This window comes from Neomesorhizobium albiziae (assembly GCF_900114255.1).
Taxonomy (GTDB): Bacteria; Pseudomonadota; Alphaproteobacteria; order Rhizobiales; family Rhizobiaceae; genus Neomesorhizobium; species Neomesorhizobium albiziae.
Genome location: NZ_FOSL01000007.1, coordinates 222,203 through 246,725, shown reverse-complemented (window position 1 = coordinate 246,725; position 24,523 = coordinate 222,203). Strand labels below are relative to the sequence as shown.

The window sequence follows — 24,523 nt, the reverse complement described above, 5'->3', positions numbered from 1 at the left end:
CCGCTGATGTCGCCGGATGCCTCGGCATGCGTGTAGAACAACCCGAGGCGGTCAACATGGCCGTTCTCGTGTTCGAAGCCGATCAGGTCGCTGCCTGCCTGCAGGCCCCAATAGCGGCCATCGAAGGCCGGTGAGAGGTCAAAGCTCGCGACGCTCAAATTCGCACCGGAACTCAGGTCGCTCTCAGCGCCGAACACGCGGCCCCAGATGGCGGGCGGCGGGCGGACGCCCTCCGATGGCACGTCGGCGCCCTGCGGTTCGGGAGCACGATAGACCAATGCGCCGTCGCCGATCAGAAGCGACTGATCGACGCGTCGTTGATGGAAGGTGCCCATCGTCATCAGTCCCATCCGCTCAGCCACAAGCGGCGCCATGACATGCCCGGGGACCTCCGGCCGCACGAACGGGATCGGTGGCGATGGAGGAGGTGGCGGCGGAGGTGGCGACGGCGGTGGTGGCGACGGCGGCAGCGGCGGCGGCGGCGATGGCGGCCCCGGTGGCGGTGGTGGCGGCGATGGTGGAGGCGGCGGCGGTGGCGGCGGTGGTGGCCCCGGTGGTGGCGGTGATGGTGGCGGCGGCGGCGGTGGTGGCGGCGGCGGCGGTGGTGGCGGCGGCGGCGGTGGAGGCGGCGGTGGTGGAGGCGGCGGCGGTGGCGGCGGTGGTGGCGGCGGCGGTGGAGGCGGTGGCGGCGGCGAAGACCTCGAACTCCGCAGGAACCAGTCGTTGTCGGTGTCGGCTGAGGGCGTCAAACCGCCGCGGTGCAGAAGGTACTCAAACGGTCCGGCGGCAACGATTCCGCCGAGTGCAAATGCGTCCGCCGTGGTGGTGGCACCATTGGCGGCATCGATCACCAGTATGCCGTTGGCGACCGTAAGGGCTCCGGGCCCGCCCACATTGGTGACCAGGAGGCTTGTCGCGCCGCTGCCTTGGCCGCTGTTGATGACCAGCTGGTCGGAAGGGGATCCATCGGTGCCGAGGAAAGTCTGCAAGTGAAGGCTGCCACCATGGCCGATGTAATTCCCGTTGACGACGAACCTGTCGGTGACGTTCGAGTTGTTATTCGTGAGGTCTATGGCGCCCCAATTGTGGACGGCGGCGAATTGACCGCCGGTGAACGGCGACACCGTGTGTGTGCCGTTGCCGGCGAACACCGTGCTCGTTTCGTCGATAGCCAGTGCGCCGGTTCCCGTGCCCGAATCGCCGAGGGTCAATGTGGAGAAATTATCAAACGTCAGCTCGGAGCCGTCGGTAATTATGAACCGTTCCCAGTTTGTGTAGCGGCGAACATCGCCGCCGACAGTGTTCGTCCATAGCAGCACATCATCCGACCCCAACCCGCCATTGACGGGAAGTCCGGTCTTCAGGTTGGTTGGTGTGAGGCCGATGAAATGGGCAAGGTCGGTGTCGGCTCCCATATCGAGGCCAATGATCTCACCACCGATCCAGACGACGAAGTCGTCCCCGTCCTGGGCTTGGACCGTGTTCGTGATCGTCCCGTTTTGAATGAACGCCTGGTCCTCGCCCGGGCCCAAAGACACGTTTCCGTTGACGGTGCCATTCACCATGTCGAACACATCGTCCCCGCCGCCCATATCGATGACGTTGGAAATGATGTTGCGATTGATGAGGACGTCATCGCCGTCGCCAAGCGTGACGGCCTGATTGACGCGCCCGTCGTTGAAGAAGAAATCCATCGCCGAGCCGTTGCTGGTAACGCCCTGCATCACCCCGGTCTGTCGGTTGACGACAAGATTTAGCCCGTCACCTGTCAGCGTGATCCCGCTGTTGAACGTGCCGAAATTGTCGATGAAGTTGATTGGACCGGTAAGGCTGAACGTGCCGCTTACCGCTGCGCCGGCGCGCTGGATCACCGAATTCAGTTCCGTGCTGGTCATCGTCAGGCCAGCGTTGAACGTCCCCTGGTTGTCGACGAAATTTCTTGCGCCTGTAATGTTCGCCAGGCCGTTGACGGTCTTGCCCGCAAAGATGTTCAGCGTGTTCTGGCCATTGCCGGGGCCGATCGTTATGCCGCCGCTGTTCATCACCCCGTTGTGGTTGATGACGATGATGCCGTTGCCGCTGCCGACGATGCCGTTCTGAAGCGTCCCGTTGTTGTTCAACGTCTTGGAAAAGCCGGCGGCCCCGTCGAAGGCGACGGAGAAAGGACCGCTGATGGTCCCATCGTTGTTGACGAAGCTGTTGCCCGTTCCCGAGACGTTGATTCCAATTTCAAGGCCCCCGACGGACGCGCCGCTCTGTACATTAACCGTTACCGGCGTATCGAATGCGGCGAAACCGTCAGGATCGGCGCCAGTGCATGTCACCGTGTCGCCCGGTCCGGGATTGGCCGGCGCACAGTCCGCGAATGCCCGTGCATTGCCCAGGCAGACCAGTGCGATCGACGCGACCGACTGAAGAAGCAGGTTGCGCAGGTACCGTCTATGCGGCCTTGTTTGCTTGGAAGCTGCAAGATTCGTGAACCGGGCCAATGCGGGCGGAAAGATTATCCCCTCGCACCCCAGGAGCGGATGATCGATGCCGAAGCTTTTAGATAAGCGCTGATCTGCAACTGAACTTAAGCAGGTCCCCGAGGGTGCAATCATTCGGTTGATCATGAATCACCAATGACTATTCCCCGCCGGCATCAACTTGGAGTGGGGGGCTCCAAATTGTCAACAAGGCTGAAAGGCTGCGATCGGAAAGCAGAGCCTCTGTGTCACGTCTGCAACACCTTCGAGGCGGGCGTTCGCTATGGCGCTACCCGCCGTCACTTTCCTCCGTTCGCCGGGCTCGTCGCCGACGTCAAACACGGACGGATTGAGGACCTACTGCAGCGAATCGCACACGCGTTCAACCCGCGGATCGAGCATTGTGGCCGTCCGGGAGATGCTGCCGGTCAAACGCCAGCGCCAAGACACTCCTGACGATATCGACCAACGTATCAGGCGTCGAAGGACGGTCGTCGGGGTCGAATGCTATCCCGATGACGGCGCCCTGGCCCGCCGCAGTCGACACCGGCCAAAAGTCAAAGCGCGAGGTCAAGGAGGGGTAGATTCCGGCGCGCATGACAGTCCCCGTCGCCAGCGACGATAGCGCCGCCTCGAATTCGGCCTCCTGAGGCTCTAGCCCGCTGCCTTTGACGGAAATGACTTTGCCCTCCGCAACCAGCATCACGACAACGGGAACCTGGAAGAGCAGCGAAAGAGCTTCGGAGGTGTTTGCAGCGATCGTCTGTGTGTTTCCGGCCGCCACGACGTCGCGGCTGTAGCCTTGCAGCACGATCGCCTGCCTTTCCAGTCGTGCTGCATCTGCCGCCCTCCGCCCCGAGGTGTAGGCAACGCCACTCACGATAAGTCCGACGATAAAAAGCAGTGCGATCGCCCAGATGTTCGCCGGGTCTTCGACGGAAAGTGAGTAGCGAGGCTCAGTCAGGAAAAAATTGTAGGCGAGAGCACCAAGCAGGGCCGCGCACAAGGAGGGCCCCACGCCGAACCAAGCGCCCGCGATGACCACGGGCACGACGAATATGAGGGAGAGATTCGGGATCGTCACCCCAAGGTCGACGCTGACGGCCACCAGCGTGGCGACGGCCGTCATGGCAACCGCAGCAAGGTAGCCCGCCACGGCCGGAGAATTTGATGATGCCGAGCCCAAAAGCGGATCGGCGGACGGCGTCGGTGTGATCTCCCATTGCGGCTTCGTTTTGACATCGGCCATTGGCTCAGCTCCTATCCATGCGCGACTGCTCGCTCCCCGAATGCCAGCCAGGGCGTCTGCCGCGACTGCGATAAGCTGGCCGACTATATACCAGTTCCAAAAAGGGGAGGTAGGCGGAGCGAGGCGCCTCAAAGCGCCTTCTCGAACCAGTGGTGGGCGTAGGGATTGTCGTTGTAGCGTCCGATCTCGCGGTAGCCGCGCTTGCGGTAAAGCGCATGCGCTTCCGACAGCGCCTTGTTGGTGTCGAGCTGCAGGATCTTGAAGCCTGCCTCCCGGCCGAGCGCTTCGAGCCTGTCCATCAGCCGGCTGGCGACGCCCATTCCGCGCGCCTCAGGCGCCGTCCACACCCGCTTGATCTCGCCGCTATCTGCGTCCAGCGCCTTCAACGCACCGCAGCCGATGGGGACGCCGTCGAGACGCGCCAGCACGAACCAGCCCGCCGGCGGCGTCATCTCGGCGGCATGGAAGGTATTGCCCAGCAGGGGATCGAAACCTGCTTCGAAGCGCTCGGTGAGCTCGGCATAATATTGCTCCAGGCACCACCGGGCATCCGCGCTATCAGCAGGCTCGACCGCGATTTCCACGGTGGAGGCGCGAAGCAGCCGCTCCACCTCGGCCATCGCGGCGACAAGGCGCGTGCGCTGCGCGGGCTGGAGCGGCGAAAGAAGCGAGGCCGCGAGCTGGTCGGACAGAACGTTGTAAGTTTCGAATTCGCCCCGCCCCTTCTGCGTCAGGTGGACCTGCCGGGCCCGGCCATCGGCGGCCTTGCGCCGCACCTCGACGACCCCCTGCCCTTCGAGCGACCGCAGCAGCCGGCTGAGATAGCCTGAATCGAGCCCGAGCCTTTGCCGAAGGCTGCTGACATCCACGCTTTCCGACAGGCCCGCCTCGAAGATCAGCCGCGCCTCGCCCAACGGCCGTCCACGGCTGAGATAGCTGTCCTGCAGCGCGCCGACGCGCTGTGTCACCACGCGGTTGAAGCGACGAACCTGCCCGATCTCTTCGTTCTGCATTACCTGACTTTAGTCAGGTATTTTTGGCGTGGCAAGGGCGCGTGTAGTCGCCGTGGGTTGGTCGACCCCACTCCGGTTCCCTTCGCGAACCATCTCTCCCCCGATCGACGGGGGAGAGGAAAGACGCCGAGGTTTCCACTTTTCCTCTCCCCCGGGCAGGGGGAGAGGTGCCGAGCAAGCGAGGCGGAGTGGGGGTGCTTAGAGGAGAAAGTGCAACTGCCCCCTCACCCAGCCCTCTCCCCGTAAGGATGGGGAGAGGGGGACGGAGGCCTTGCGGCCAGCCTAGCCGCGCCCGACATAAGGCATCTTGGTCGCCATGACGGTCATGAACAGCACGTTGGCGTCGAGCGGCAGGCCGGCCATGTGGACCACCGCGTCGGCGACGTGCTCAACGTCCATCACCGCTTCGGCGGCGATGGAACCGTTGGCCTGCGGCACGCCCACCGTCATCGGCGCCGCCATCTCGGTCAGCGCGTTGCCGATGTCGATCTGGCCGCAGGCGATGTCGTAGGGCCGGCCGTCCAGCGCCAGCGTCTTGGTGAGCCCGGTGATAGCGTGCTTGGTCGCCGTGTATGGGACCGAACCCGGCCGCGGCGCGTAGGCCGATACCGAGCCGTTGTTGATGATGCGCCCGCCCTGCGGCTTCTGCCGCCGCATCATGCCGAACGCCTTGCGCGCGCACAGGAAGGACCCGGTCAGGTTGACACCCACCACCTGGTTCCACACATCGACCGGGATCTCGTCGATTGGGGTCGACTTGTAGCCCATGCCGGCATTGTTGAAGAGCAGGTCGATGCGCCCGAAGGCTTCGGCAGCCGTTTCGAAAAGATCGTCCACCTCGTCCGCACTGGACACGTCGCAGGCGATCGCCAGCGCCCTGGCGTCGGTCTTGCCGGCTTGCCTGATGGCTTCATCGAGCACCGCGCGCCGGCGGCCGCAGAACACCGTGTTCCAGCCGGCCCTGAGCAGCGCCGTGGCGACCGCCTTGCCAATGCCGGTTCCCGCACCCGTGACGACGGCTGTCCTGTTGCTGGTCATGGCTGATCCTCCCTGCGCAAGCAGTTTTGCATTCCAGAAGATGAGGGGGAAGGCAAGTGTCACAAAAAGGGCGGTCATTGGCGACCGCCCCAATCTGGACCTAGCCTGGGAGGAGGAATAGCCGGTCCGAATGATAAAATGATGCGCTTTGCCGGTTAACGAAAGCTTAACGCCGGGAGGCGGAGCGGATTAGCAGGATGGGAAATGCTCCTCATCCTTCTCTCGCTCCGACGGCAAGGTAATCGTACATAGGTTCTGTCTTCCCCCACTCCGGCCCTTCGGGCCACCTCTCCCCCCTCCGGAGGGAGAGGAAGGGAGCTCGGCATGGCGGCCGGCGCTTCCTCTCCCCCGTCGAACGGGGGAGAGGTGGTTTGCAAAGCAAACCGGAGTGGGGTCGACCACTCATATGCAAAAGGGCGATGGCTGCGAGCCGCGTTACCAGATCGACTTGGTGTCCGGCACCCGGGCGGTCGTGCCGGCGGGCGCTGCAGCCGCCTGGTCGACCGGCGTCTTTGCGGCCGAAACCGTCGCCTCGACATGGTCGATCAGGGCGTCCGGCAGCTTCAGCCGGCCGGCGAGCAGGTCGAGGTAGCCGCGCTCGGTGCGGCTGTCGGGGTCGATGGTCAGGCGCGAGGCGGTGTAGAGCTCGAGCCGCTGCTCGTCGGTCTGAACTGCTGCCACCAGGTCGTCGATCGACATCGGATTTTCGATCTCGGCCCTCAGGAATTCCTCGGCTTCGGAGTTGAGGCCCGACACGGCAAGCTTGTCGCCGATCTTCTTGCGCTCGGCATCGTCGATATGGCCGTCGGCATTGGCGGCGGCGATCATGGCGCGCACCAGCGTCAGCACGAATTCATGCTCGCCCTGCGGCGCGTTGGCCGGGTGGAAACCGGTATCGGCCGGCGGCGACAAGAGCTCGGGCTCGCCAGCGGCGGTTGTCTGCCCGGCCGGCTGTTTGCCTTGCTGATAGTTCTGGTAGGCCTTGTAGGCGAGGCCGGCAACGGCGGCGAGACCGCCGACCTTGAGCGCCGAACCGGTCACCTTGCGGCCGGTGCCGGTGCCGAGCAGCACGGCCACCAGCGCGCCCGCCGCCAGCGGGTTGTCCTTGGCAAGCTGTGCGGCCTGGCCGGCCTTGTCGCGGACGCTCGACTGGGTTCCGGGAACCTTCGAACCGAGCAGGTCGTCGAGCAGCTTCTTCGGATCAAACATGCGGGGGCCTCCGTGGTGTGCCTGTCGCCGGCGGCGCGGGCTGGTTGTGGGTGCCGGTGAGGTAGGCAGCCCTTCGCGACATTACAATGACCGAACCGGAGTTTCGAGACCCGGGAGCGAGTGCCCGGTCATCGCGGGCGCTGCCCCTCACCAGATCTTTGCGAGGGCAATCGCATATAGGTTCTATCTTCCCCCACTCCGGCCCTTCGGGCCACCTCTCCCCCCTCCGGAGGGAGAGGAAAGGGAGCCGCCATAGCGGCCAGCGCTTCCTCTCCCCCGTCGAACGGGGGAGAGGTGGTTTGCAAAGCAAACCGGAGCGGGGGTCGACTACGCATATGCGATTGCCCTGCCGCAAGGACGGGGCGAAGGAGGCTGGCTGCGCTAGCTGCCGATGTGCCGGCGTTGGCCGCGCGCAGCGGCGAGTTCCACCTGCCGCTGCCGTTCGGCATAACGCCGGCGGTCCTCCTCGCTGCGAGAGCCGTGGCAATGCTGGCAGGAAATGCCGGCGACATAGAGCGCCGATTGGCGCTCGGACGGGGTTAGCGGGTGGCGGCAGGCGCGGCAGAGTTCGGCTTCGCCCTCGGCGAGCCCGTGCGTTACCGATACGCGCTCGTCGAAGACGAAGCACTCGCCTTCCCACAGGCTTTGTTCGGCCGGCACCTCTTCCAGATATTTCAGGATGCCGCCCTTCAGGTGATACACCTTTTCGAGGCCGAGCGAGCGGACATAGGCGGTCGCCTTCTCGCAGCGTATGCCGCCGGTGCAGAACATCGCCACCTTGCGGCCTTCGAGCTCGCTGCGATGCCGCGCCACCCATTCGGGGAATTCGCGAAAACTGCTGGTGGCGGGGTCGAGCGCATTGCGGAAGCTGCCGATCGCCACTTCGTAGTCGTTGCGGGTGTCGATGACGACGGTGTCGGGGTCGGCGATCAGGTCGTTCCAGGCGGAAGCTTCGACATAGGCGCCCGCCCCGGTCAGCGGGTCAATGTCCTCCACCCCCATGGTGACGATTTCTTTCTTCAGCCGCACCTTCATGCGGTGAAACGGCATTTCGGCGGCACTCGAATATTTGACCTCGAGACCGGCACGTTCCGGCCCAGAAAATTCAGGCATCGCTTCGAGATGGGCGATGAGGGCGGCAATAGCCGCCTCGCTGCCGGCCACGGTGCCGTTGATGCCTTCGCGGGCTAGAAGCAGCGTGCCCTTGATGCCCTGCCCGCAGCAGAAGGCGGCCAGCGGCTGGCGCAGCGTCTCGAACGCCTCCAGCCGGCAGAACCGGTAGAGCGCGGCGACGCGGAAGGGCGGAGTTTCATCCATGCGGCAGGGCCTCTACCGGCTTATTCCGGCGCTTTCAAGGACGGCAATCGTGAAGCTGATTTAGCACGCTGGTTGAGAGCGCCGAAGGCCGCGCTCTACGTTGCCCCCCTCTGTCCTGCCGGACATCTCCCCCACAAGGGGGGAGATCGGCTAGTCGCGAACGCCGACGCTGTCAATCACCCACATTGCCAAGTGCCCCCGGAGCGGAATGGCGACGGTTTTGTCCCCCCCCCTGCCGGCGCATGGGACAATCCAGCGGTAACCCCCAGAGAGGAGCGCCGCACATATGTTTCCGAAGAACGTCACCGCCGAGATCGTCGCAGTCGCCGTCGAATTCGGCATCGAACCCGCAGCCCTGCTGGCGATCGCCGAGGTGGAGAGCGCGGGCCGCGCCTATGCCGTCATCGACGGCCGCGATGAGCCGGTGATCCGCTTCGAGGGGCATTATTTCGACCGCCGCCTTTCGGATAGGAAGCGCCAGGCGGCGCGCGCCGCCGGCCTTGCCTCTCCGCAGGCGGGCGCGATCGCCAACCCCGCCACGCAGCCCGCCCGCTGGCGGCTTCTGGCAAGGGCCGAGGCGGTCGACCGCAAGGCCGCGCATGAATCCGTCTCGTGGGGGCTCGGACAGGTGATGGGCGCGCATTGGGCCTGGCTCGGCTACGCCAGCGTCGACGCGCTGGTGGCGGAGGCGCGGGCCGGTATCGGCGGCCAGGTGCGGCTGATGGTGCGCTACATCGACAGAGCGGGGCTTCGCAAGGCGATCCGCGAGCGCGACTGGAAGGCGTTCGCGCGCGGCTACAACGGGCCGGATTTCGCGCGGCATGGCTATGACCGGAAGATGGCGGCAGCCTACGAACGGCATCGCCTGTCACGCGTGGAAACCAGACGCGCCGTGGCGACGCTCGATGGAGACGGCCCCGCCGCAACGAGGCGCGGGGGCAAGACGATGTCGCTGCCCGCCTGGCTTGCCGCCCTGCTGCTTGGCCGCGGCTGAAGCATCCGAAAAGACGCGCGGCGCTGTAACGCGCGCAATCGCCGCGCGCCGTTTCATGGACACCGATTCCGGCATCTGTTAAATCGGTTGAAAATCTCCCTGAAGATACGGAACCAGCCATGTCCGCAAAGACCGAAAAACTTCTTTCGCTGCTCGACGGCCAGCCCGTCATCCCGGTGCTGAAGATCGAACGCGCCGCAGACGCCGTGCCGCTGGCCCGCGCGCTGGCCCGCGGCGGGCTCAAGGTGATCGAGATCACCTTGCGGACAAAGGAGGCGCTGGAGGCGATCCGCCGCGCCGGGGCGGAAGTCGAGGAGGCTGTCGTCGGCGCGGGCACCATCCTCAACGCCAAACAGTTCGACGAGGCGGCCAGCGCCGGCTCGCGCTTCATCGTCAGCCCCGGCCTCACCCGCGAGGTGCTGTCTGCCGCCGGCGGCAGCGAAGTGCCGCTTCTGCCCGGCGCCATCACGCCCGGCGAGATCATGACTGCCGCCGAGGCCGGGCTCGACTTCCTGAAATTCTTCCCCGCCGAACAGGCCGGCGGCGCGGCGTTCCTGAAGTCGCTGGCATCGCCCTTTGCCGGCATCCGCTTCTGCCCGACCGGCGGCGTCAGCCTGAACAACGCCGGGGACTATCTCAGCCTGCCGAACGTCATCTGCGTCGGCGGCTCCTGGGTGGCGCCCGACGATCTGGTCAAGGCGGGCAGATGGGACGAGATCGAAGTTTTGGCCCGCGCGGCGTCGCGCATCGGACGCTGATCGCCGGGATGACGGCTCGGAAACCGGTCGCTAGAGTGCCAGCATGACGATTTCTGGTGAAGGCCGCTTGAGAAAGTTGCATCGGCACTCGATGTCCTGTCAGCGTCCTACGTCGCCCCCTTTGGCCTGCCGGCCATCTCCCCCACGAGTGGGGAGATTGGCTGTCATCGATGGCGGCGCTCATCTTTCGACATTTGAAATTTGGGCGGATCAGGCGACGCGACTGATCTCCCCACCTGTGGGGGAGATGGCCGGCAGGCCAGAGGGGGGCGACGTAGGACGCTGACATTTCCGCTGTCACCAAACGCGTCGCGGGCTCGCATTCATCTTCCAAAAGAAAAAGCCGCGCTGGTTGCCCGGCGCGGCTTTGCTCGTGTGGTTTGTCGCTCAGTTGGTCTGGAAGCGCGCCACCGACAGGAAGGTGACGGCCTTGCCGGAGAACCGGTTGGCGTCGGCCACCTTGGCCTCCTGCTGGAAGCCTGCGGTGTAGACCTCACGCGGCGCGGTGCGCACGATGTTGTAGGCAAACGACGGCGCCGTCGTTCCCTGCGGGTTCTGCTTCACGTAATTGGCGTCGAGCGCCCAGCGGGCGGCCTGCGGCTGCGCCGTCACCACCACCGGCTTGGCGTCGGGCTTGCTGTCGCGTGCGGCGGGCCGCGCCGATTTCGCGGTCGTCTTCACGCCGGAGGCAAGGGCCGAGGCCGCATCGGCGCCGGGTTTCCTGGCGGCCAGCGCGGCGCGCGGCGAAGCCAGTGCGGCCATGCGGTCGCCTTTCGACGCGACCGGCATCTTGCCGGGCGCCGCCACCGTGTCAGCCGGCGCGATGCCGAACGGATGGTCGTCGCCAAGTTCGGAAGCGGCATTCGCCGCAGCGGCTGGCGCGATCGCCACAGGTGTCGCTTCCGACGGCGGCGCAAGTTCCGGCCGCTGCTCAGGCAGGGCCGCGACGACATACCCAGCATTCTGGATGACGGCGGTCTCTTCGGCCGGACGCGCTATCGGCATCGGCACGCTGGCCGTTTCCTCGTCGTCCATGGGCTGCGACATGGCGAGCAGCGCCGAAACCGCGTCGCCCTCGGCCGGCTGTTCGGCCGGCGCCTGGTAGTTCGGCCGATGCGTCGGCAGCGGAATGCCAAGCGCCACCTGCTGCGGTTCGGCGGGCATATCCTCTTCGGAAACGACCTGGAACGGAACGTCTTGCGGCTCCGCGCCTACATCGACCTGCGGCCGCGGGGCAAGGCCCGGAACCGGGATGCTGCGCCGCGGCAAGGCGGCGATGATCTGCTCCGGCGTCTGCTCCGCCGGCTCTTCGGCCTGCGCGGGCGCGATCTCGGCCGGCGTGGCCAGCTCAGGCGGCACGACGCGGATGTCCGGGGCGGGCTTTTCCGACGCCGCATTCGCAGTCGCAGCCGGCGCTGCATTCGCCGTCGCAGCCGGCACTGCCTTGACCGTCGCCTTCGGCGCCGTGACCGCCGCTATAGCGGCGCTGCCGCCGCTCTCTTCTTCCTCGTCGGCGCCGCCGCCACCGCCAAACAGGGCAGCCAGCAATCCGCCGCTGCTCTTGCCGGTGGAACCGCGATTGGTGCTGTTGCTGGCGATCGCCAGGTTGCCGCTGCCCTTGCGCGCCTTGTAAGCCGCCACCGCCTGGTCGAAGCCGGGCAATGGCTTGCCGTCGCTCGGAATGTGCAGGGTCTTGCCATTCGGGAACACGCGGGCGAGCTCCTGGCGGCTGATCTTCGGCCAGTGGCGCACATTGCCGACATCCATGTGGACGAATGGCGAACCCGAGGTTGGATAGTAGCCGACGCCGCCGCCCTGCATCCTCAGCCCGATGTCGCGCAGCTTCTTCAGCTTCACGTCGGGCAGGTAGAAATCCATCGCCTTGCCGAGCATGTGCTGGCTGGTCTTGGCCACACCCCTGGAGCGGCTGCGCAGCATCGAGTTGGTGGCCGGCGAACGGTAGGCGGAAATGACGGTGATGTAGGCGCGCGAACCGGAAGTGCGATAGGCCTCCCACACCAGGTCGAGCAGCCGCGGGTCCATCCTGGTCGGTTCGTTGCGGCGCCAGTCACGCAGGAGCCTGTTGATCTTCTGCAGGCCGGACTGGTCGTAGCGGCCGTTGCGCTTGTAGACGATCTCGGCCTTTTCGCCGGTGTGGATAAAGTGGAGCCTGAGGCTGCGCGACTCGGCGCTCGCAAACGACGTTGCCCAGGCCAGGAACCCGAAGGCCAGCATGGCCGATGCCAACCACCTGGACCAGACGGTAGCGTTCGGATGCCGTCCGCGATTTTGTCGTTCGATCTTAATCAAATCAAAAGGCCTTGCAGGCTGCCATTTTGTCCCCGGATTTGATTTCCGGACGCGAGATAGTAGCGCCCGACTATCGATCCTAATGGTTAATCACTGCTTATTGAAGCCGAAATGCGGTCACACCATGGCGGGAAATTGTCGAAAACGCCAGTCTTCGCAACAGGGTAAACCGGGGATTTACGCTGAAATTTACGATTTGCACCGAAGCGCGAGCCCGAAAAATGCGGCGAGCGTTCCTGACGAAGACCAGCCAGGCAAAAACAGGGAGCAAACGGCCCGGAAATACGTGAAATCGAATCGGTTTCGGAGCCTGTCTGGTTGATTGCGCCCTATGTTGCCCCCTTCTGTCTGCCGGACATCTCCCGCAAGGGGGAGATCGTTCGGCCGCTACGACGCCAGCCGGTCATGCCGGCCGGCCTCCGGATCGATGCCGTGTTCCTTCAGTTTCCGGTAGAGCGTCGAGCGTCCGATGCCGAGGCGGCGCGCCACCTCGCTCATCTGCCCCTGGTAATGGTCGATGGCGAGCTTGATCATGTCGAGTTCGACATCCGACAGCGAGCGCACGTTGCCGCGCTCGTCAAGCGCGCGCAGAACCCCGAATTGCGGCCTTGCCGCCTCGTTTCTCGGCCTATCCACCGGCAGCCGGGCGACGCCCGGTTCGGTCGCGCCGGCGAGGCCCGGTCCGGCCGCGCCGGCGACGCCCGGTCCGGCCGCGCCGGCGACGCCCGGCTCGTCCGCCATGGCGGTTTTGCCATGCGCCGCCTTCGGTTCCGGTGTCCGGGCCGGCTCCGGCACATTTTCGCCCAGCACCACTTCTTCGACCTGCGCGCGGATCTGCGGGAAATCCTCGGCGGCAAGCGTGTCACCCTCGCACAGCACCATGGCCCGGAAGATGGCGTTTTCCAGCTGCCTGATGTTGCCCGGCCAGTCGTAGGCGCTGAGTATCTGCAGCGCGTGCCGGGATATGCCGGTGATGCGGTTGCGGCTCTCGGCGGGCCCGAGGCGCGCCATGAAATGCCGCACGAGGTGCGGAATATCGTCACGGCGATCGCGCAGCGGCGGCAAGAAGATCGGGAATACGTTGAGGCGGTAGAACAGGTCCTCGCGAAAACCGCCATCCTTCACCTGTTGCAGCAGGTCGCGGTGCGTCGCCGAAATCAGCCTGATGTCGACCTTGACGGTCGAACGGGCGCCGACCGGGTCGACCTCGCCGTCCTGCACGGCGCGCAGCAGCTTCACCTGCACGTCGAGCGGCAGATCGCCGATCTCGTCGAGGAAAAGCGTGCCGGAATGGGCTTCGACGAACTTGCCGGCGTGTTTTTCCGTGGCGCCAGTGAAAGAACCCTTCTCGTGACCGAACAGGATGCTTTCGACCAGGTTTTCGGGGATGGCGCCGCAATTGACGGTGACGAACGGCTTCGAACGGCGGTCGCCGCTGCCGCGGATGGCGCGCGCCACCAGTTCCTTGCCGACGCCCGATTCGCCTTCGATCAGGATGGGGATGTTGGAGGCTGCGGCTTTCTGGCCGAGCCGGATCACCCGCTCCATCGCGTCGCTTCGGGTGACGATGTCCTTGAAGCTCAGCGTTCCCGCCGCTGGCCGGCCAACTCGCTTGGCTTCGCCGCCCAGCGCCTCGACCTTGAGGGCGTTGCCTATGGCTGATGTCAGCCGCTCGGGCGATGCCGGCTTGACGACAAAGTCGAAGGCGCCGGCGCGCATCGCCTTGACCACCGTATCGATGCCGCCCTGCGCGGTCTGCACGATCACCGGGGTGCCGATGCCACGCTCGCGCATCGCCTTGAGCACGCCGTTGCCGTCGAGACCGGGCATCATGAGATCGAGGATGACGACGGCGACATCGCGCGATTGCGGCCCGTCGAGCGTTGCGAGCGCTGCCTCGCCGCCGTCGACGGCGATCGCTTCATAGCCCGACTTCACCACCGCGGCTTCGAGAAGCCTGCGCTGGACCGGGTCGTCGTCGACTATGAGGATGGCACCTGTCATCAAATCTCGGAAAGTGTCGATCGGGCAAAAGTCGGCTGGATCAACGTGGCACACGGTTCTAAATAAGGCTTCAAAAAAGCCGGTGAACGAATTCTTTCGCGCTAGTGGTCCGATTCCGACATTTGCATCCCATTTGGGTGAGCAAGCGAGCAAATGTCGGAATCAAAGGACCACTAGCTAAAATGTTTGATTCTAGTGGAGCTTTGAATTTGACATTTGATATCGAGTTCTCCCTCAAGCGGGAATCGAATGTCAAATTCGCTCCACTAGCCGGCAATTTGGTCTTTCAACATCGGAAAGTGAAAACATGTCTGCAGTTTCGGATCAGCCAGCACAGCCCGCGGCCTCGCCAAAAAGCGCGGCGGCGCGCGCCCCCGGCCTGGGCGACCTGCCGGAATGGAACCTCGCCGATCTTTATTCCGGCATGGAAGCGCCGGAACTGAAGCGCGACATCGCCCGCGCCCTCGACGAGGCCGCGGCCTTCGAGGCGCAATGGAAGGGCAAGCTTGCCGCCGAGGCCGCCAACCCCGCCAATGGGGGGCTCGGCCGCGCGTTGCGGGCCTATGAAGTGCTGGAAGAGCTGATCGGCAGGATCGCCTCCTATGCCGGCCTGGTCTATGCCGGCAACACCTCAGACCCGCAGCGCGCCAAGCTTTACGGCGACGTCCAGGAGAAGATGACGGACGCCAGCTCGCATCTCCTGTTCTTCACTCTGGAGCTGAACCTGGTCGACGATGCAGCCGTGCTTGCAGCGCTCGATGGCGATCCCGGCTTCGGCCACTATCGGCCCTGGGTGCTCGACCTGCGCAAGGACAAGCCCTACCAGCTCGAAGACCGCGTCGAGCAGCTGTTCCACGAGAAATCCGTGACCGGCCGGGGCGCCTGGAACCGGCTCTTCGACGAGACGATGACCGATCTGCGTTTCACGGTCGATGGCGAGGAGCTGACGCTGGAACCGACGCTGACGCGCCTGCAGGACGCCGACGGCGAGGTGCGCCGCAAGGCGTCCGAGGCGCTGGCCCAGACCTTCAAGGAAAACCTGCGCGGCTTTACGCTGATCACCAACACGCTGGCCAAGGACAAGGAGATTTCCGACCGCTGGCGCGGCTTCAAGGACATCGCCGATTCCCGGCACCTGGCCAACCGCGTCGAACGCGAGGTGGTCGACGCGCTGGCGAGCGCGGTGCGCGACGCCTACCCCCGCCTGTCGCATCGCTACTACGCCATGAAGGCGAAGTGGCTCGGCATGGACCAGATGAACCACTGGGACCGCAACGCGCCGCTGCCGGAGACACCGAAAGCAACGATCGGCTGGGAGGACGCCAAGCACACCGTGCTTGCGGCCTATCACCAGTTCTCGCCTGAAATGGCCGAGATCGCTCGGCACTTCTTCGACCGCCGATGGATCGACGCGCCGGTGCGGCCGGGCAAGGCGCCGGGCGCCTTCGCCCATCCCACGGTTCCGTCAGCGCACCCTTACGTATTGCTCAACTACATGGGCAAGCCGCGCGACGTGATGACGCTGGCGCACGAGCTCGGCCACGGCGTCCACCAGGTGCTGGCGGGCGCTCAAGGAGCGCTGATGGCCTCTACGCCGCTGACGCTGGCCGAGACGGCAAGCGTCTTCGGCGAGATGCTGACCTTCCGCTCGCTGCTGGAGCAGACGAAGGACCGCCGCGAGCGCAAGGCGATGCTCGCCCAGAAGGTCGAGGACATGATCAACACGGTGGTGCGCCAGATCGCCTTCTACGAATTCGAGCGCAAGGTCCACACCGAGCGCAAGAACGGCGAACTGACCTCCGACAAGCTCGGTGAATTCTGGCTGGAAGTGCAGGCCGAGAGCCTGGGCCCGGCAATCAGGCTGCGCGAGGGCTACGAGACTTTCTGGACCTACATCCCGCACTTCATCCATTCACCGTTCTACGTCTATGCCTATGCCTTCGGCGACTGCCTGGTGAATTCGCTCTACGCGGTCTACCAGAATGCCGAACGCGGCTTCCAGGAGAAGTATTTCGAGATGCTGAAGGCCGGCGGCACCAAGCACCACTCGGAACTGCTCAAACCGTTCGGGCTGGATGCGTCCGACCCGAAATTCTGGCAGACCGGGCTTGGCGTGATCAGCGGCCTGATCGACGAACTGGAAGCGCTGGACTGAAGGTTCATCCCGGTTCGACAGGCATATATGTCAGTGCTCCTTGGCGCCCCCCTCTGTCCTGCCGGACATCTCCCCCACAAGGGGGGAGATTGGCTGACATTTCCGGTTGAGCTAACCTCAAGCGCAACGATCTCGAATAAGGCTGATCTCCCCCCTTGTGGGGGAGATGTCCGGCAGGACAGAGGGGGGCAACGTCAAGCGCTGCCTGTGCGGGCATGACAACAAACATCATGCCAACGTCTCCCTTCATCCTGTTCCGCGACGATCCGGCCGGGCGCGAACTGCTATTCGAAGCGCCCTTGCAGATACTCGCGCCGGAAACGCCGGCCGATTTCCATGCCGCGCTGGAAACCGCCGAGGCGGCGCGCGATGCCGGCAAATGGCTGGCCGGCTATTTCTCCTACGAGGCGGGTTACCTGCTGGAGCCGAAACTCGCGCCTCTCCTGCCCGGGGATCGCCGCGTGCCGCTCGCCTGCCTCGGCATTTTCGACGGCCCGTCCGAGCGCGACCGGCCGCAGCTTGCCGCCACCCCCACCAACGGGCCGATCTTCGAACCGCATGCGGCATGGTCGTTCGAGGACTACAAGAAACGCTTCGACCGGGTGCACCGGCATCTGCGCGAGGGCGATTGCTACCAGGCCAACCTCACCTTCCCGGTCCATGCCCAATGGTCGGGCGAGCCGCTGGCGGCCTTCGACGCGCTGACCGCCCGCCAGCCGGTGAAATACGGCGCGCTTGCCAGCCTCGGCGGCCCGGTCGTCCTGTCGCGCTCGCCCGAGCTTTTCTTCGACATCGACGCCGAAGGCTGGATCGAGACGCATCCGATGAAGGGCACCGCACCGCGCGGCAAGACACCGGAGGAGGACCGCAAGCTCAGGGAGTTCCTGCGCAACGACCCGAAGAACCAGGCCGAGAACCGCATGATCGTCGACCTCCTGCGCAACGACATCTCGCTGGTCTCCGAGGTCGGCACGCTCGACGTGCCGGAGCTTTTCCGCATCGAGGCCTATCCGACGGTCTTCCAGATGGTCAGCCGCGTGCGTGCCAAACTGTTGCCCGACCTGACGATCCGCGACATCTTCGCCGCACTCTTCCCGTGCGGTTCGATCACCGGCGCGCCGAAAATCCGCGCCATGGAGATATTGCGTCAGCTCGAAACCGCGCCGCGCGACGCCTATTGCGGCGCCGTCGGCTGGATCGCCCCAGGTGGCCGCATGCGCTTCAACGTCGCCATCCGCACCATCACGCTGCATCCCGACGGCGAGGCCGTCTACAATATCGGCGGCGGCGTCGTCTTCGATTCGTCGGCCGAGGAGGAATATGCCGAATGCCTGCTGAAAGCCCGCTTCGCGACGGGCACGGTGCCGGTTTCGAGCTGATCGAAACCTTGCGCTGGGAGCCCGGGGGCGGCTTTGTCCGGCTCGACCGGCATCTGGCGCGGCTTTACGCCTCGGCGGCCGAACTCGGCTTTGCCTGCGACCCGCAGACTGTCGGCGAAGCGCTGGCGGGCGCCGTCGGCCGCTCCGCCACGCCGATGCGCACCCGCCTGGTGCTGCCGCGCGACGGCAAGGCGTCGGCCTCGGCGCAACCTTACGAACCGCTCGCCGCGGGCAAGGTGTGGAAGCTCAGGCTGGCGCGGGTGCGGCTCTCATCCACCGACACGCTGCTGCGCCACAAGACCAGCCGGCGCGACATCTATGTGCGGGCCCGCGCCGAATATCTGGCCAGCCAAGCCGACGAGGTTCTGCTCGCCAATGAGCGCGGCGAATTGTGCGAAGGCACCATCACCAACGTCTTCGCCGATTTCGGCGACGGCGTGCTTTTGACGCCCCGCCTCGACTGCGGCCTGCTGCCCGGCATCTTGCGCGGCGAACTGCTGGACGAGGGCAAGTCGCAGGAGGCGGTTTTCAGCTTCGAAGACCTGAAATCGGCCAAGGCGGTTTTTGTCGGCAATTCGCTGAGGGGGCTGATTCCGGCGCGGGTCGCCTAGATATTCCGATCCAGCCGAACGCTCACCTTGAATTGACAGCAGTGCCGCCCCTCGCCCGGGTGCTCTCCCGTAACCCTTCGGGACAAGCTCAGGACGGGATGAGAGGGACGTCAGCGTTGCGGCGGGGATGAGGGGGCGATGCTGAACAACACATCGTGGATGCTCGCGAAGATCGCCTCGGAAAATGGACTTTGGCACGCCAAAATTCGCCCATGTAGAGATAAGTAACGCTACAGTCAAATCACGTGATTTCCCTGCAATATCACAGTAGGTTACAGTATCACTTCGCCTTACAAGAAGGGGAGCGTGGCATGACAAAGCCTAAGACGCGTCCGTTCGATACGAAAGTTTTCCTTAACACGGTGGATAGCGGCAAGACTGTCACGACGTACAGCAAGAACCAGAAAATCTTCTCGCAGGGCGACCCGGCGGATTCAGTCTTCTATATCCAGAAAGGCACCGTCAAAGTCTTCGTCGTGTCCACGCAAGGCAAGGAGGCGGTGGTCGCCATCCAAGGAAGCGGGGACTTTTTCGGCGAAGGCTGCCTGACGGGCCAGGAACTGCGCCTGGCGACGGTGTCTGCAATCACGGATTGCGTCATTACACGACTCGACAAGGCTTCAATTACACGCGTTCTCCGCGACGAACCGGAATTCTCCGCAATGTTCATGTCGTTTCTGCTGGCCAGGAACGCGCGGGTCGAGGAGGATTTGGTGGACCAGCATTTCAACTCAAGCGAGAAGCGCCTGGCAAGATTGCTCCTCCTCATGGCGAATTTCGGCAAGGAGGGCGAGCCGCAACGTGTCATAGGTAAACTAAGCCAGGAGACGCTCGCCGAGATGGTCGGAACGACAAGATCGCGTGTGTGCACTTTCATGAATAAATTCCGAAAACTCGGCTTCATCGAGTACAACGGAGAATTGGAGGTCCATAATTCTCTGTTGAATGTGGTTTCACACGAAAATCCGCGTATCAAGATTCGGAAATATTGAAATCTGTTCTTTATGGAACACCATACCCTGTTCCAAAATGATAAAAATGTCGTTGTTCGTGTCGATCTTCAGAGTCCGTGGATCGCACCTTCGTCGAGGTTCTTCGCCCGGAACACTCGAAAGCTCGCGGTCGCTTTCCGTGACAAAGAGCGCGTCGATCGAACCAAGACTGTGCCAGCCTTACTCATTCTACAGGCACACACGGAAGAACAACGCGGGCACAAACCTGCGGTTCGTGCCCGAAGTCTCATTGCCAGAGGCTTCGGTTCTTAACCCGGCGGACGTGCGCTTCACCTCACCCCCCGCCCAAGCCACGCCGCCGGGTTGCTTCCTGCACACGATTCAAGCCATTAAATACGGCTCGCGCTGCCCCGAATTGCGCGATACCAAGACTGATTGCCTGGGGTTCCTTCTCAACCAGTTCGCCGCCAGCATGATTGCCCATACACCTTATGACGGCTCGTCGAAGCCGTTCACCATCGGCCTGAAGCAGCTCGACCTGAAGGACTGGATCGAGGTCGACGCGCATTACGACGCCTATCTCGCCGAGAAGGCGAGGCTTTACGCCGAGATTCCCGGGCTTGTCTTCGTCGAGGAGCCGCAGACGCGTGACGCGCAGCAGGAAGTGCTCGACCTGATCGTGGACCATCTTGCCGCCGAGCATACGCGCCTCGATCCAGGCGGATCCGTGCGCAGGCGCGTTGACGCCCAGTTGGAGCCGATGATGGCCGCGACGGACATTGCGCCGCTGCGCACGGCCTCCATGCTCGTCCAGGAAGACCTGATCCTGATGCGCAAGGGCGAAAGCGACTGGCGGCTGGCCGCCGGTTCGCTGTGCTTTCCTTCCTCGTGGTCGCTAGAGGAAAAATTCGGCAAGCCGCTGCACGAGATCCACGGCCCGGTTCCAGATTTCGGCCAGGGCACGCGCATGAACGAACTGATCGTGCGCATGTTCGACAGGCTGGCGCAGCCGGTGCAGCGCTGGAACTGGTCGCTGCAGGCCAATGCCGACCTCTACCACCCGCTGTCCGGCCGGCAGCGCGACGAACGCGCCGGGAAGCGCCCCTCGAAATTCGCCGGCGACGCCGATTTCGCCAGCGCCTTCATCCGGGTCGAACGCCAGACGCTGCGCAAGCTGCCGAGATCAGGCGACATCCTCTTCACCATCCGCATCTATCTCGATCCGCTGGGGGTGCTGGCCCGGCATCCCGACCGCGCGGCGCTCGCCTCGTCCTTCGCCGGGCAGCTTTCCGGCCTCGATACCGCGCAGCTCGACTACAAGGGCCTGACCGCCGACCGCGACCGGCTGGTCGAGTATCTCAACGAGATGGCGGCGACCGCGCTTCCTCCTTCCCTTGTGGGGGAAGGCGCGCGCGGCCAGTAAGGCCAGCGTAGATTCGCTTTATTGTGACAAGCCTGTATGGTTTAGCTGCAACAGCCGGGCCATCGGGGCCCGGTTGTTTTGCGAAAAGCCTAGCTAATTTTTGAAAAAGAGAAGGAGTGCCCCCGAAAATGGCGAATGAAAAATGGCCTGTGTACGGTGAAATTACCGGTCCCGTCGTGATGATCGGCTTCGGCTCGATCGGCCGCGGAACGCTTCCCCTCATCGAACGCCATTTCAAATTCGACAAGTCGCGCATGACGGTCGTCGACCCGCGCGATACCGACCGCAAGCTGCTCGACGATCGCGGCATCGCCTTCGTGCACGAAGCGGTCACCAAGAAGAATTACAAGAAGCTTCTGAAGCCGCTGCTGACCAAGGGCGGCGGCCAGGGCTTCTGCGTCAACCTCTCGGTCGACACCGGCTCCGTCGACCTGATGCGCTTCTGCCGCGAGCTCGGCGTGCTCTACATCGACACCGTGGTCGAGCCGTGGCTCGGCTTCTATTTCGACGCCAAGGCCGACAACGCCTCGCGCACCAACTATGCGCTGCGCGAAACGCTGCTGGAGGAAAAGCGCAAGAACCCCGGCGGCGCCACCGCGATCTCCACCTGCGGGGCCAATCCCGGCATGGTCTCCTGGTTCGTCAAGCAGGCGCTGCTCAATCTCGCCAAGGACCTGAAGATCGACTTCAAGGAGCCCGCCCAGGACGATCGTCAAGGCTGGGCCAAACTGATGAAGAAGGCCGGCGTCAAGGGCATCCACATTGCCGAGCGCGACACCCAGCGCACCAAGAAGCCGAAGCCGATGAATGCCTTCTGGAACACCTGGTCGGTCGAGGGTTTCATCTCCGAGGGCATGCAACCGGCCGAACTCGGCTGGGGTACGCACGAGAAATGGATGCCCAAGAATGGCAAGAAGCACAAGAATGGCTCCAAGGCGGGTATTTTTCTCGAACAGGCCGGTGCCAACACGCGGGTGCGCACCTGGTGCCCGACGCCCGGTGCGCAATATGGCTTCCTGGTCACCCACAACGAGGCGATCTCGATTGCCGATTTCTTCACCGTGCGCGACAAGAAGGGCGAGGTGAGCTATCGCCCGACCTGCCACTACGCCTACCATCCCTGCAACGACGCCGTGCTGTCGCTGCACGAGATTTTCGGTGCGACCGGCAAGGCGCAAGAGACCTTCCACGTGCTCGACGAGAACGAACTGGTCGATGGCTCCGACGAACTCGGCGTGCTGCTCTACGGCCACAAGAAGAACGCCTACTGGTACGGCTCGCAGCTGACGCTGGATGAGGCCCGCGCTCTGGCGCCCTACCAGAACGCCACCGGCATGCAGGTCACCTCGGCCGTACTCGCCGGCATGGTCTGGGCGCTGGAGAACCCGCAAGCCGGCATCGTCGAAGCCGACGAAATGGATTACCGCCGCTGCCTCGAAGTGCAGTTGCCGTATCTCGGGCCGGTCAAAGGCTACTACACCGACTGGACGCCGATCGATGGCCGGCCGGGACTGTTTGCCGAGGACATCGACGCCAAGGACCCGTGGCAGTTCCGCAACATTCTCGTTCGTTAGAGGGCGCGCTCCCGGACAAGTTGAGCCGGGTTTCGGACAAGATCGAAGAAAAACAATAAGTTGGAGCCCGGTTCCGGTTGGTCGGAACCGGGCTCCATGCGTTTGACGCAACGGTAGTATGCCTTGCAATCGCCCTGAAATCAGGCGATTGAACAGGGGCGGACTGAGGAGAGGATTGAAACGATGTTCACAGCGCGCGGACTATTTTCGGCCGGCACGCTTTCGGCGGTTGCCTTGCTGGCCGGCTGCATGAGCGGCGGGCCGGGCGGCGGCGGTTTTGGTCGGGCGCCTTCGGTTGAAGGCGAATGGCTGAGCACCGATGGTGTGGCGGTCTCCCGTTTCTCCGGCGGCGTCTTCGAGACGGTGGCCACCGACACAGGCAACAAGCTTGCCGACGGCAGCTATCGCATGGCCGATGCGCGCACCGTGGAAATCACCGTGATTTCGCTGATCCGCCAGACGACCACCAATGTGAATTGCGCGCTGGCTTCGCCCGACCAGCTCAACTGCACCAGTTCCGCCGGCCAGACCTTCGTGCTGACCCGCCGTCCGAGAGCCGTTTCCTAGGGTATCTTGATATTCAGGTGATGCCTGCCTGCAAATGGCGGCTGAACAGCGCATACGCCTCGCGCCGCCACGTGCTGGAAACGCTGTGGCGGCGCTTGCGTCATTGCCTCCCCGTTGCCATAAACGGCATCGACCGGGGAGGGACAAAGCCGGATGAGCGTATCTTACGACGCACTGGAAATGCGCGATCCGGCCGAGCGGGAGCGCGATCTCTTTGCCCGCCTGCCGGAATTTCTAAGGAAAGCATCGGCCAACGCGCCGGGACTGGCAAAATGGCTGGCGGGCGTCGACCTCGATGCCGTCGGCGACCGGGCGCAGCTTGCGGCCCTGCCGGTGCTGCGCAAAACCGAACTGATGGCATTCCAGGCCGAAAATCCGCCTTTCGGCGGTTTCGCCAATCTTGCTGCCCTGAAGGGTGGCCGTGTTTTCCAGTCGCCGGGGCCCTTGTGGGAACCGCAAGGTCTCGGCGCCGATCCCTGGGCCTCGGCGCGCGCCTTCCACGCAGCAGGCATCCGCCCCGGCGACATCGTCCACAACGCCTTCGCCTACCACATGACGCCCGGCGGCTTCATCCTCGACGAAGGCGCGCGCGCGCTGGGCTGCATGGTATTCCCGGCCGGCACCGGCAACACCGACATGCAGGTGGAGGCGGCGGCAACGCTGAGGCCCTCCGTCTATTGCGGCACGCCGGACTTCCTGAAAGTGATGCTCGACCGGGCCGGCGAGATGGGCAAGGACCTTTCCTGCTTCCGCCTTGGCCTCGTTTCGGCGGGCGCGCTGTTTCCGTCGCTGCGCGCCGAATATGCCGGGCGCGGCGTGACGGTGCTGCAATGCTACGCCACCGCCGAATTCGGCGTCATCGCCTACGAGACGGCGGCTGAGGACGGCACGCCCCACCCCGGCATGGTGGTCAACGAAAACCTGATCGTCGAGATCGTGCGCCCCGGCACCGGCGACCCGGTTCCGGAAGGCGAAGTCGGCGAACTCGTCGTCACCAGCTTCAACCCCGACTACCCGCTGGTGCGGCTCGGCACCGGCGACCTGTCGGCGGTGCTGCCCGGCCGCTCGCCCTGCGGGCGCACCAACACCAGGATCAAGGGCTGGATGGGCCGCGCCGACCAGCGCACCAAGGTCAAGGGCATGTTCGTCGACCCCAAGCAGATCGCCGAGATCGTGCGCCGTCATCCCGAAGTCGCCAAGGCGCGTCTGGTGGTGGTGCGCGACGGCGAACGCGACGCCATGACGCTACATGTGGAGCCGGCTAGCGGTCACCCGATCGAGCTGAAGCCGGTGGAGGCGTCGCTGCGCGAAATCACGAGGATGGGCGGCGGCGTGGTGCTGGCCGAAGCCGGTTCGCTGCCCAATGACGGCAAGGTCATTTCCGACGAGCGCGACTACAGCGGATAAGGCCGCAGAACCCAAGCGATTCCGCTTGCATCGGGCAAAACAGGGTGGGAACATGCTGGCAATACGGGGTTGAAACAAATCTGACAACGAATGG

17 protein-coding genes and 1 pseudogene are annotated in these 24,523 nt (G+C 64.3%); 10 read left to right on the top strand and 8 right to left on the bottom strand.

Going from position 1 to position 24,523, the window contains the following annotated elements; translation table 11 throughout:
* The 6 genes and pseudogenes from F3H98_RS31085 to trhO form a co-directional block, all read right to left on the bottom strand.
* Positions 1 to 2,324 (bottom strand): annotated as a pseudogene (locus F3H98_RS31085) (autotransporter adhesin family protein); the annotation flags it as partial.
* A gap of 526 nt (positions 2,325 to 2,850) precedes the next feature.
* Entirely contained in the window at positions 2,851 to 3,717 is an 867-nt protein-coding gene (locus F3H98_RS14270; protein WP_149760808.1) for a DUF4118 domain-containing protein, read from the bottom strand.
* A 128-nt stretch (positions 3,718 to 3,845) separates the two neighbouring features.
* Positions 3,846 to 4,730, bottom strand: a complete 885-nt coding sequence (locus F3H98_RS14265; RefSeq protein WP_149760807.1) for a bifunctional helix-turn-helix transcriptional regulator/GNAT family N-acetyltransferase — start codon at positions 4,728 to 4,730, stop codon at positions 3,846 to 3,848.
* A 282-nt stretch (positions 4,731 to 5,012) separates the two neighbouring features.
* A complete protein-coding gene (locus F3H98_RS14260) occupies positions 5,013 to 5,768 on the bottom strand; it encodes an SDR family oxidoreductase (RefSeq protein WP_149760806.1) in 756 nt (251 codons plus the stop codon).
* A gap of 435 nt (positions 5,769 to 6,203) precedes the next feature.
* Positions 6,204 to 6,977 carry a tellurite resistance TerB family protein gene (locus F3H98_RS14255; protein WP_149760805.1) on the bottom strand — a complete coding sequence of 258 codons (774 nt, stop codon included), beginning with the start codon at positions 6,975 to 6,977 and terminating at the stop codon, positions 6,204 to 6,206.
* Between the two features lie 381 nt (positions 6,978 to 7,358).
* Positions 7,359 to 8,294 (bottom strand): oxygen-dependent tRNA uridine(34) hydroxylase TrhO, encoded by a 936-nt coding sequence (gene trhO / locus F3H98_RS14250; protein WP_149760804.1) that lies wholly within the window; start codon positions 8,292 to 8,294, stop codon positions 7,359 to 7,361.
* A gap of 286 nt (positions 8,295 to 8,580) precedes the next feature.
* Here trhO and F3H98_RS14245 point away from each other — a divergent pair, with 286 nt between their 5' ends.
* A complete protein-coding gene (locus tag F3H98_RS14245; protein ID WP_149760803.1) occupies positions 8,581 to 9,288 on the top strand; it encodes an N-acetylmuramidase family protein in 708 nt (235 codons plus the stop codon).
* Positions 9,289 to 9,407: 119 nt separating this feature from the next.
* Entirely contained in the window at positions 9,408 to 10,046 is a 639-nt protein-coding gene (locus F3H98_RS14240) for a 2-dehydro-3-deoxy-phosphogluconate aldolase (protein ID WP_149760802.1), read from the top strand.
* A 387-nt stretch (positions 10,047 to 10,433) separates the two neighbouring features.
* Here the strand turns inward: F3H98_RS14240 and F3H98_RS14235 are convergent, their stop codons facing one another.
* Both F3H98_RS14235 and F3H98_RS14230 read right to left on the bottom strand, forming a co-directional pair.
* Positions 10,434 to 12,281 carry a peptidoglycan L,D-endopeptidase MepK gene (locus F3H98_RS14235; protein ID WP_149760801.1) on the bottom strand — a complete coding sequence of 616 codons (1,848 nt, stop codon included), beginning with the start codon at positions 12,279 to 12,281 and terminating at the stop codon, positions 10,434 to 10,436.
* A 462-nt stretch (positions 12,282 to 12,743) separates the two neighbouring features.
* A complete protein-coding gene (locus tag F3H98_RS14230; protein ID WP_149760800.1) occupies positions 12,744 to 14,360 on the bottom strand; it encodes a sigma-54-dependent transcriptional regulator in 1,617 nt (538 codons plus the stop codon).
* Positions 14,361 to 14,667: 307 nt separating this feature from the next.
* Between F3H98_RS14230 and F3H98_RS14225 the strand changes: the two genes are divergently transcribed.
* The 8 genes from F3H98_RS14225 to F3H98_RS14185 all read left to right on the top strand — a co-directional run bounded on the left by F3H98_RS14225 (position 14,668) and on the right by F3H98_RS14185 (position 24,429).
* On the top strand, positions 14,668 to 16,515 hold the full coding sequence (locus F3H98_RS14225) for a M3 family oligoendopeptidase (RefSeq protein ID WP_149760799.1): 1,848 nt from the start codon (positions 14,668 to 14,670) through the stop codon (positions 16,513 to 16,515).
* A 230-nt stretch (positions 16,516 to 16,745) separates the two neighbouring features.
* Complete coding sequence (locus F3H98_RS14215) at positions 16,746 to 17,894, top strand: aminodeoxychorismate synthase component I (protein WP_149760798.1); 1,149 nt, start codon at positions 16,746 to 16,748, stop codon at positions 17,892 to 17,894.
* Positions 17,843 to 18,505: an aminotransferase class IV family protein gene (locus F3H98_RS14210; RefSeq protein WP_149760797.1), complete on the top strand. Its 663-nt coding sequence runs from the start codon at positions 17,843 to 17,845 to the stop codon at positions 18,503 to 18,505. Before F3H98_RS14215 ends, F3H98_RS14210 begins: the two co-directional genes overlap by 52 nt.
* A 311-nt stretch (positions 18,506 to 18,816) precedes the next feature.
* Positions 18,817 to 19,497: a Crp/Fnr family transcriptional regulator gene (locus F3H98_RS14205; protein WP_149760796.1), complete on the top strand. Its 681-nt coding sequence runs from the start codon at positions 18,817 to 18,819 to the stop codon at positions 19,495 to 19,497.
* A gap of 433 nt (positions 19,498 to 19,930) precedes the next feature.
* Positions 19,931 to 20,881: a heme-dependent oxidative N-demethylase family protein gene (locus F3H98_RS14200; RefSeq protein WP_149760830.1), complete on the top strand. Its 951-nt coding sequence runs from the start codon at positions 19,931 to 19,933 to the stop codon at positions 20,879 to 20,881.
* A 128-nt stretch (positions 20,882 to 21,009) separates the two neighbouring features.
* Positions 21,010 to 22,455 carry a homospermidine synthase gene (locus tag F3H98_RS14195; RefSeq protein ID WP_149760795.1) on the top strand — a complete coding sequence of 482 codons (1,446 nt, stop codon included), beginning with the start codon at positions 21,010 to 21,012 and terminating at the stop codon, positions 22,453 to 22,455.
* Between the two features lie 183 nt (positions 22,456 to 22,638).
* Entirely contained in the window at positions 22,639 to 23,022 is a 384-nt protein-coding gene (omp10, locus tag F3H98_RS14190) for an outer membrane lipoprotein Omp10 (RefSeq protein ID WP_149760794.1), read from the top strand.
* Positions 23,023 to 23,175: 153 nt separating this feature from the next.
* Positions 23,176 to 24,429, top strand: a complete 1,254-nt coding sequence (locus tag F3H98_RS14185; protein WP_149760793.1) for a phenylacetate--CoA ligase family protein — start codon at positions 23,176 to 23,178, stop codon at positions 24,427 to 24,429.
* Positions 24,430 to 24,523 lie beyond the last annotated feature (94 nt).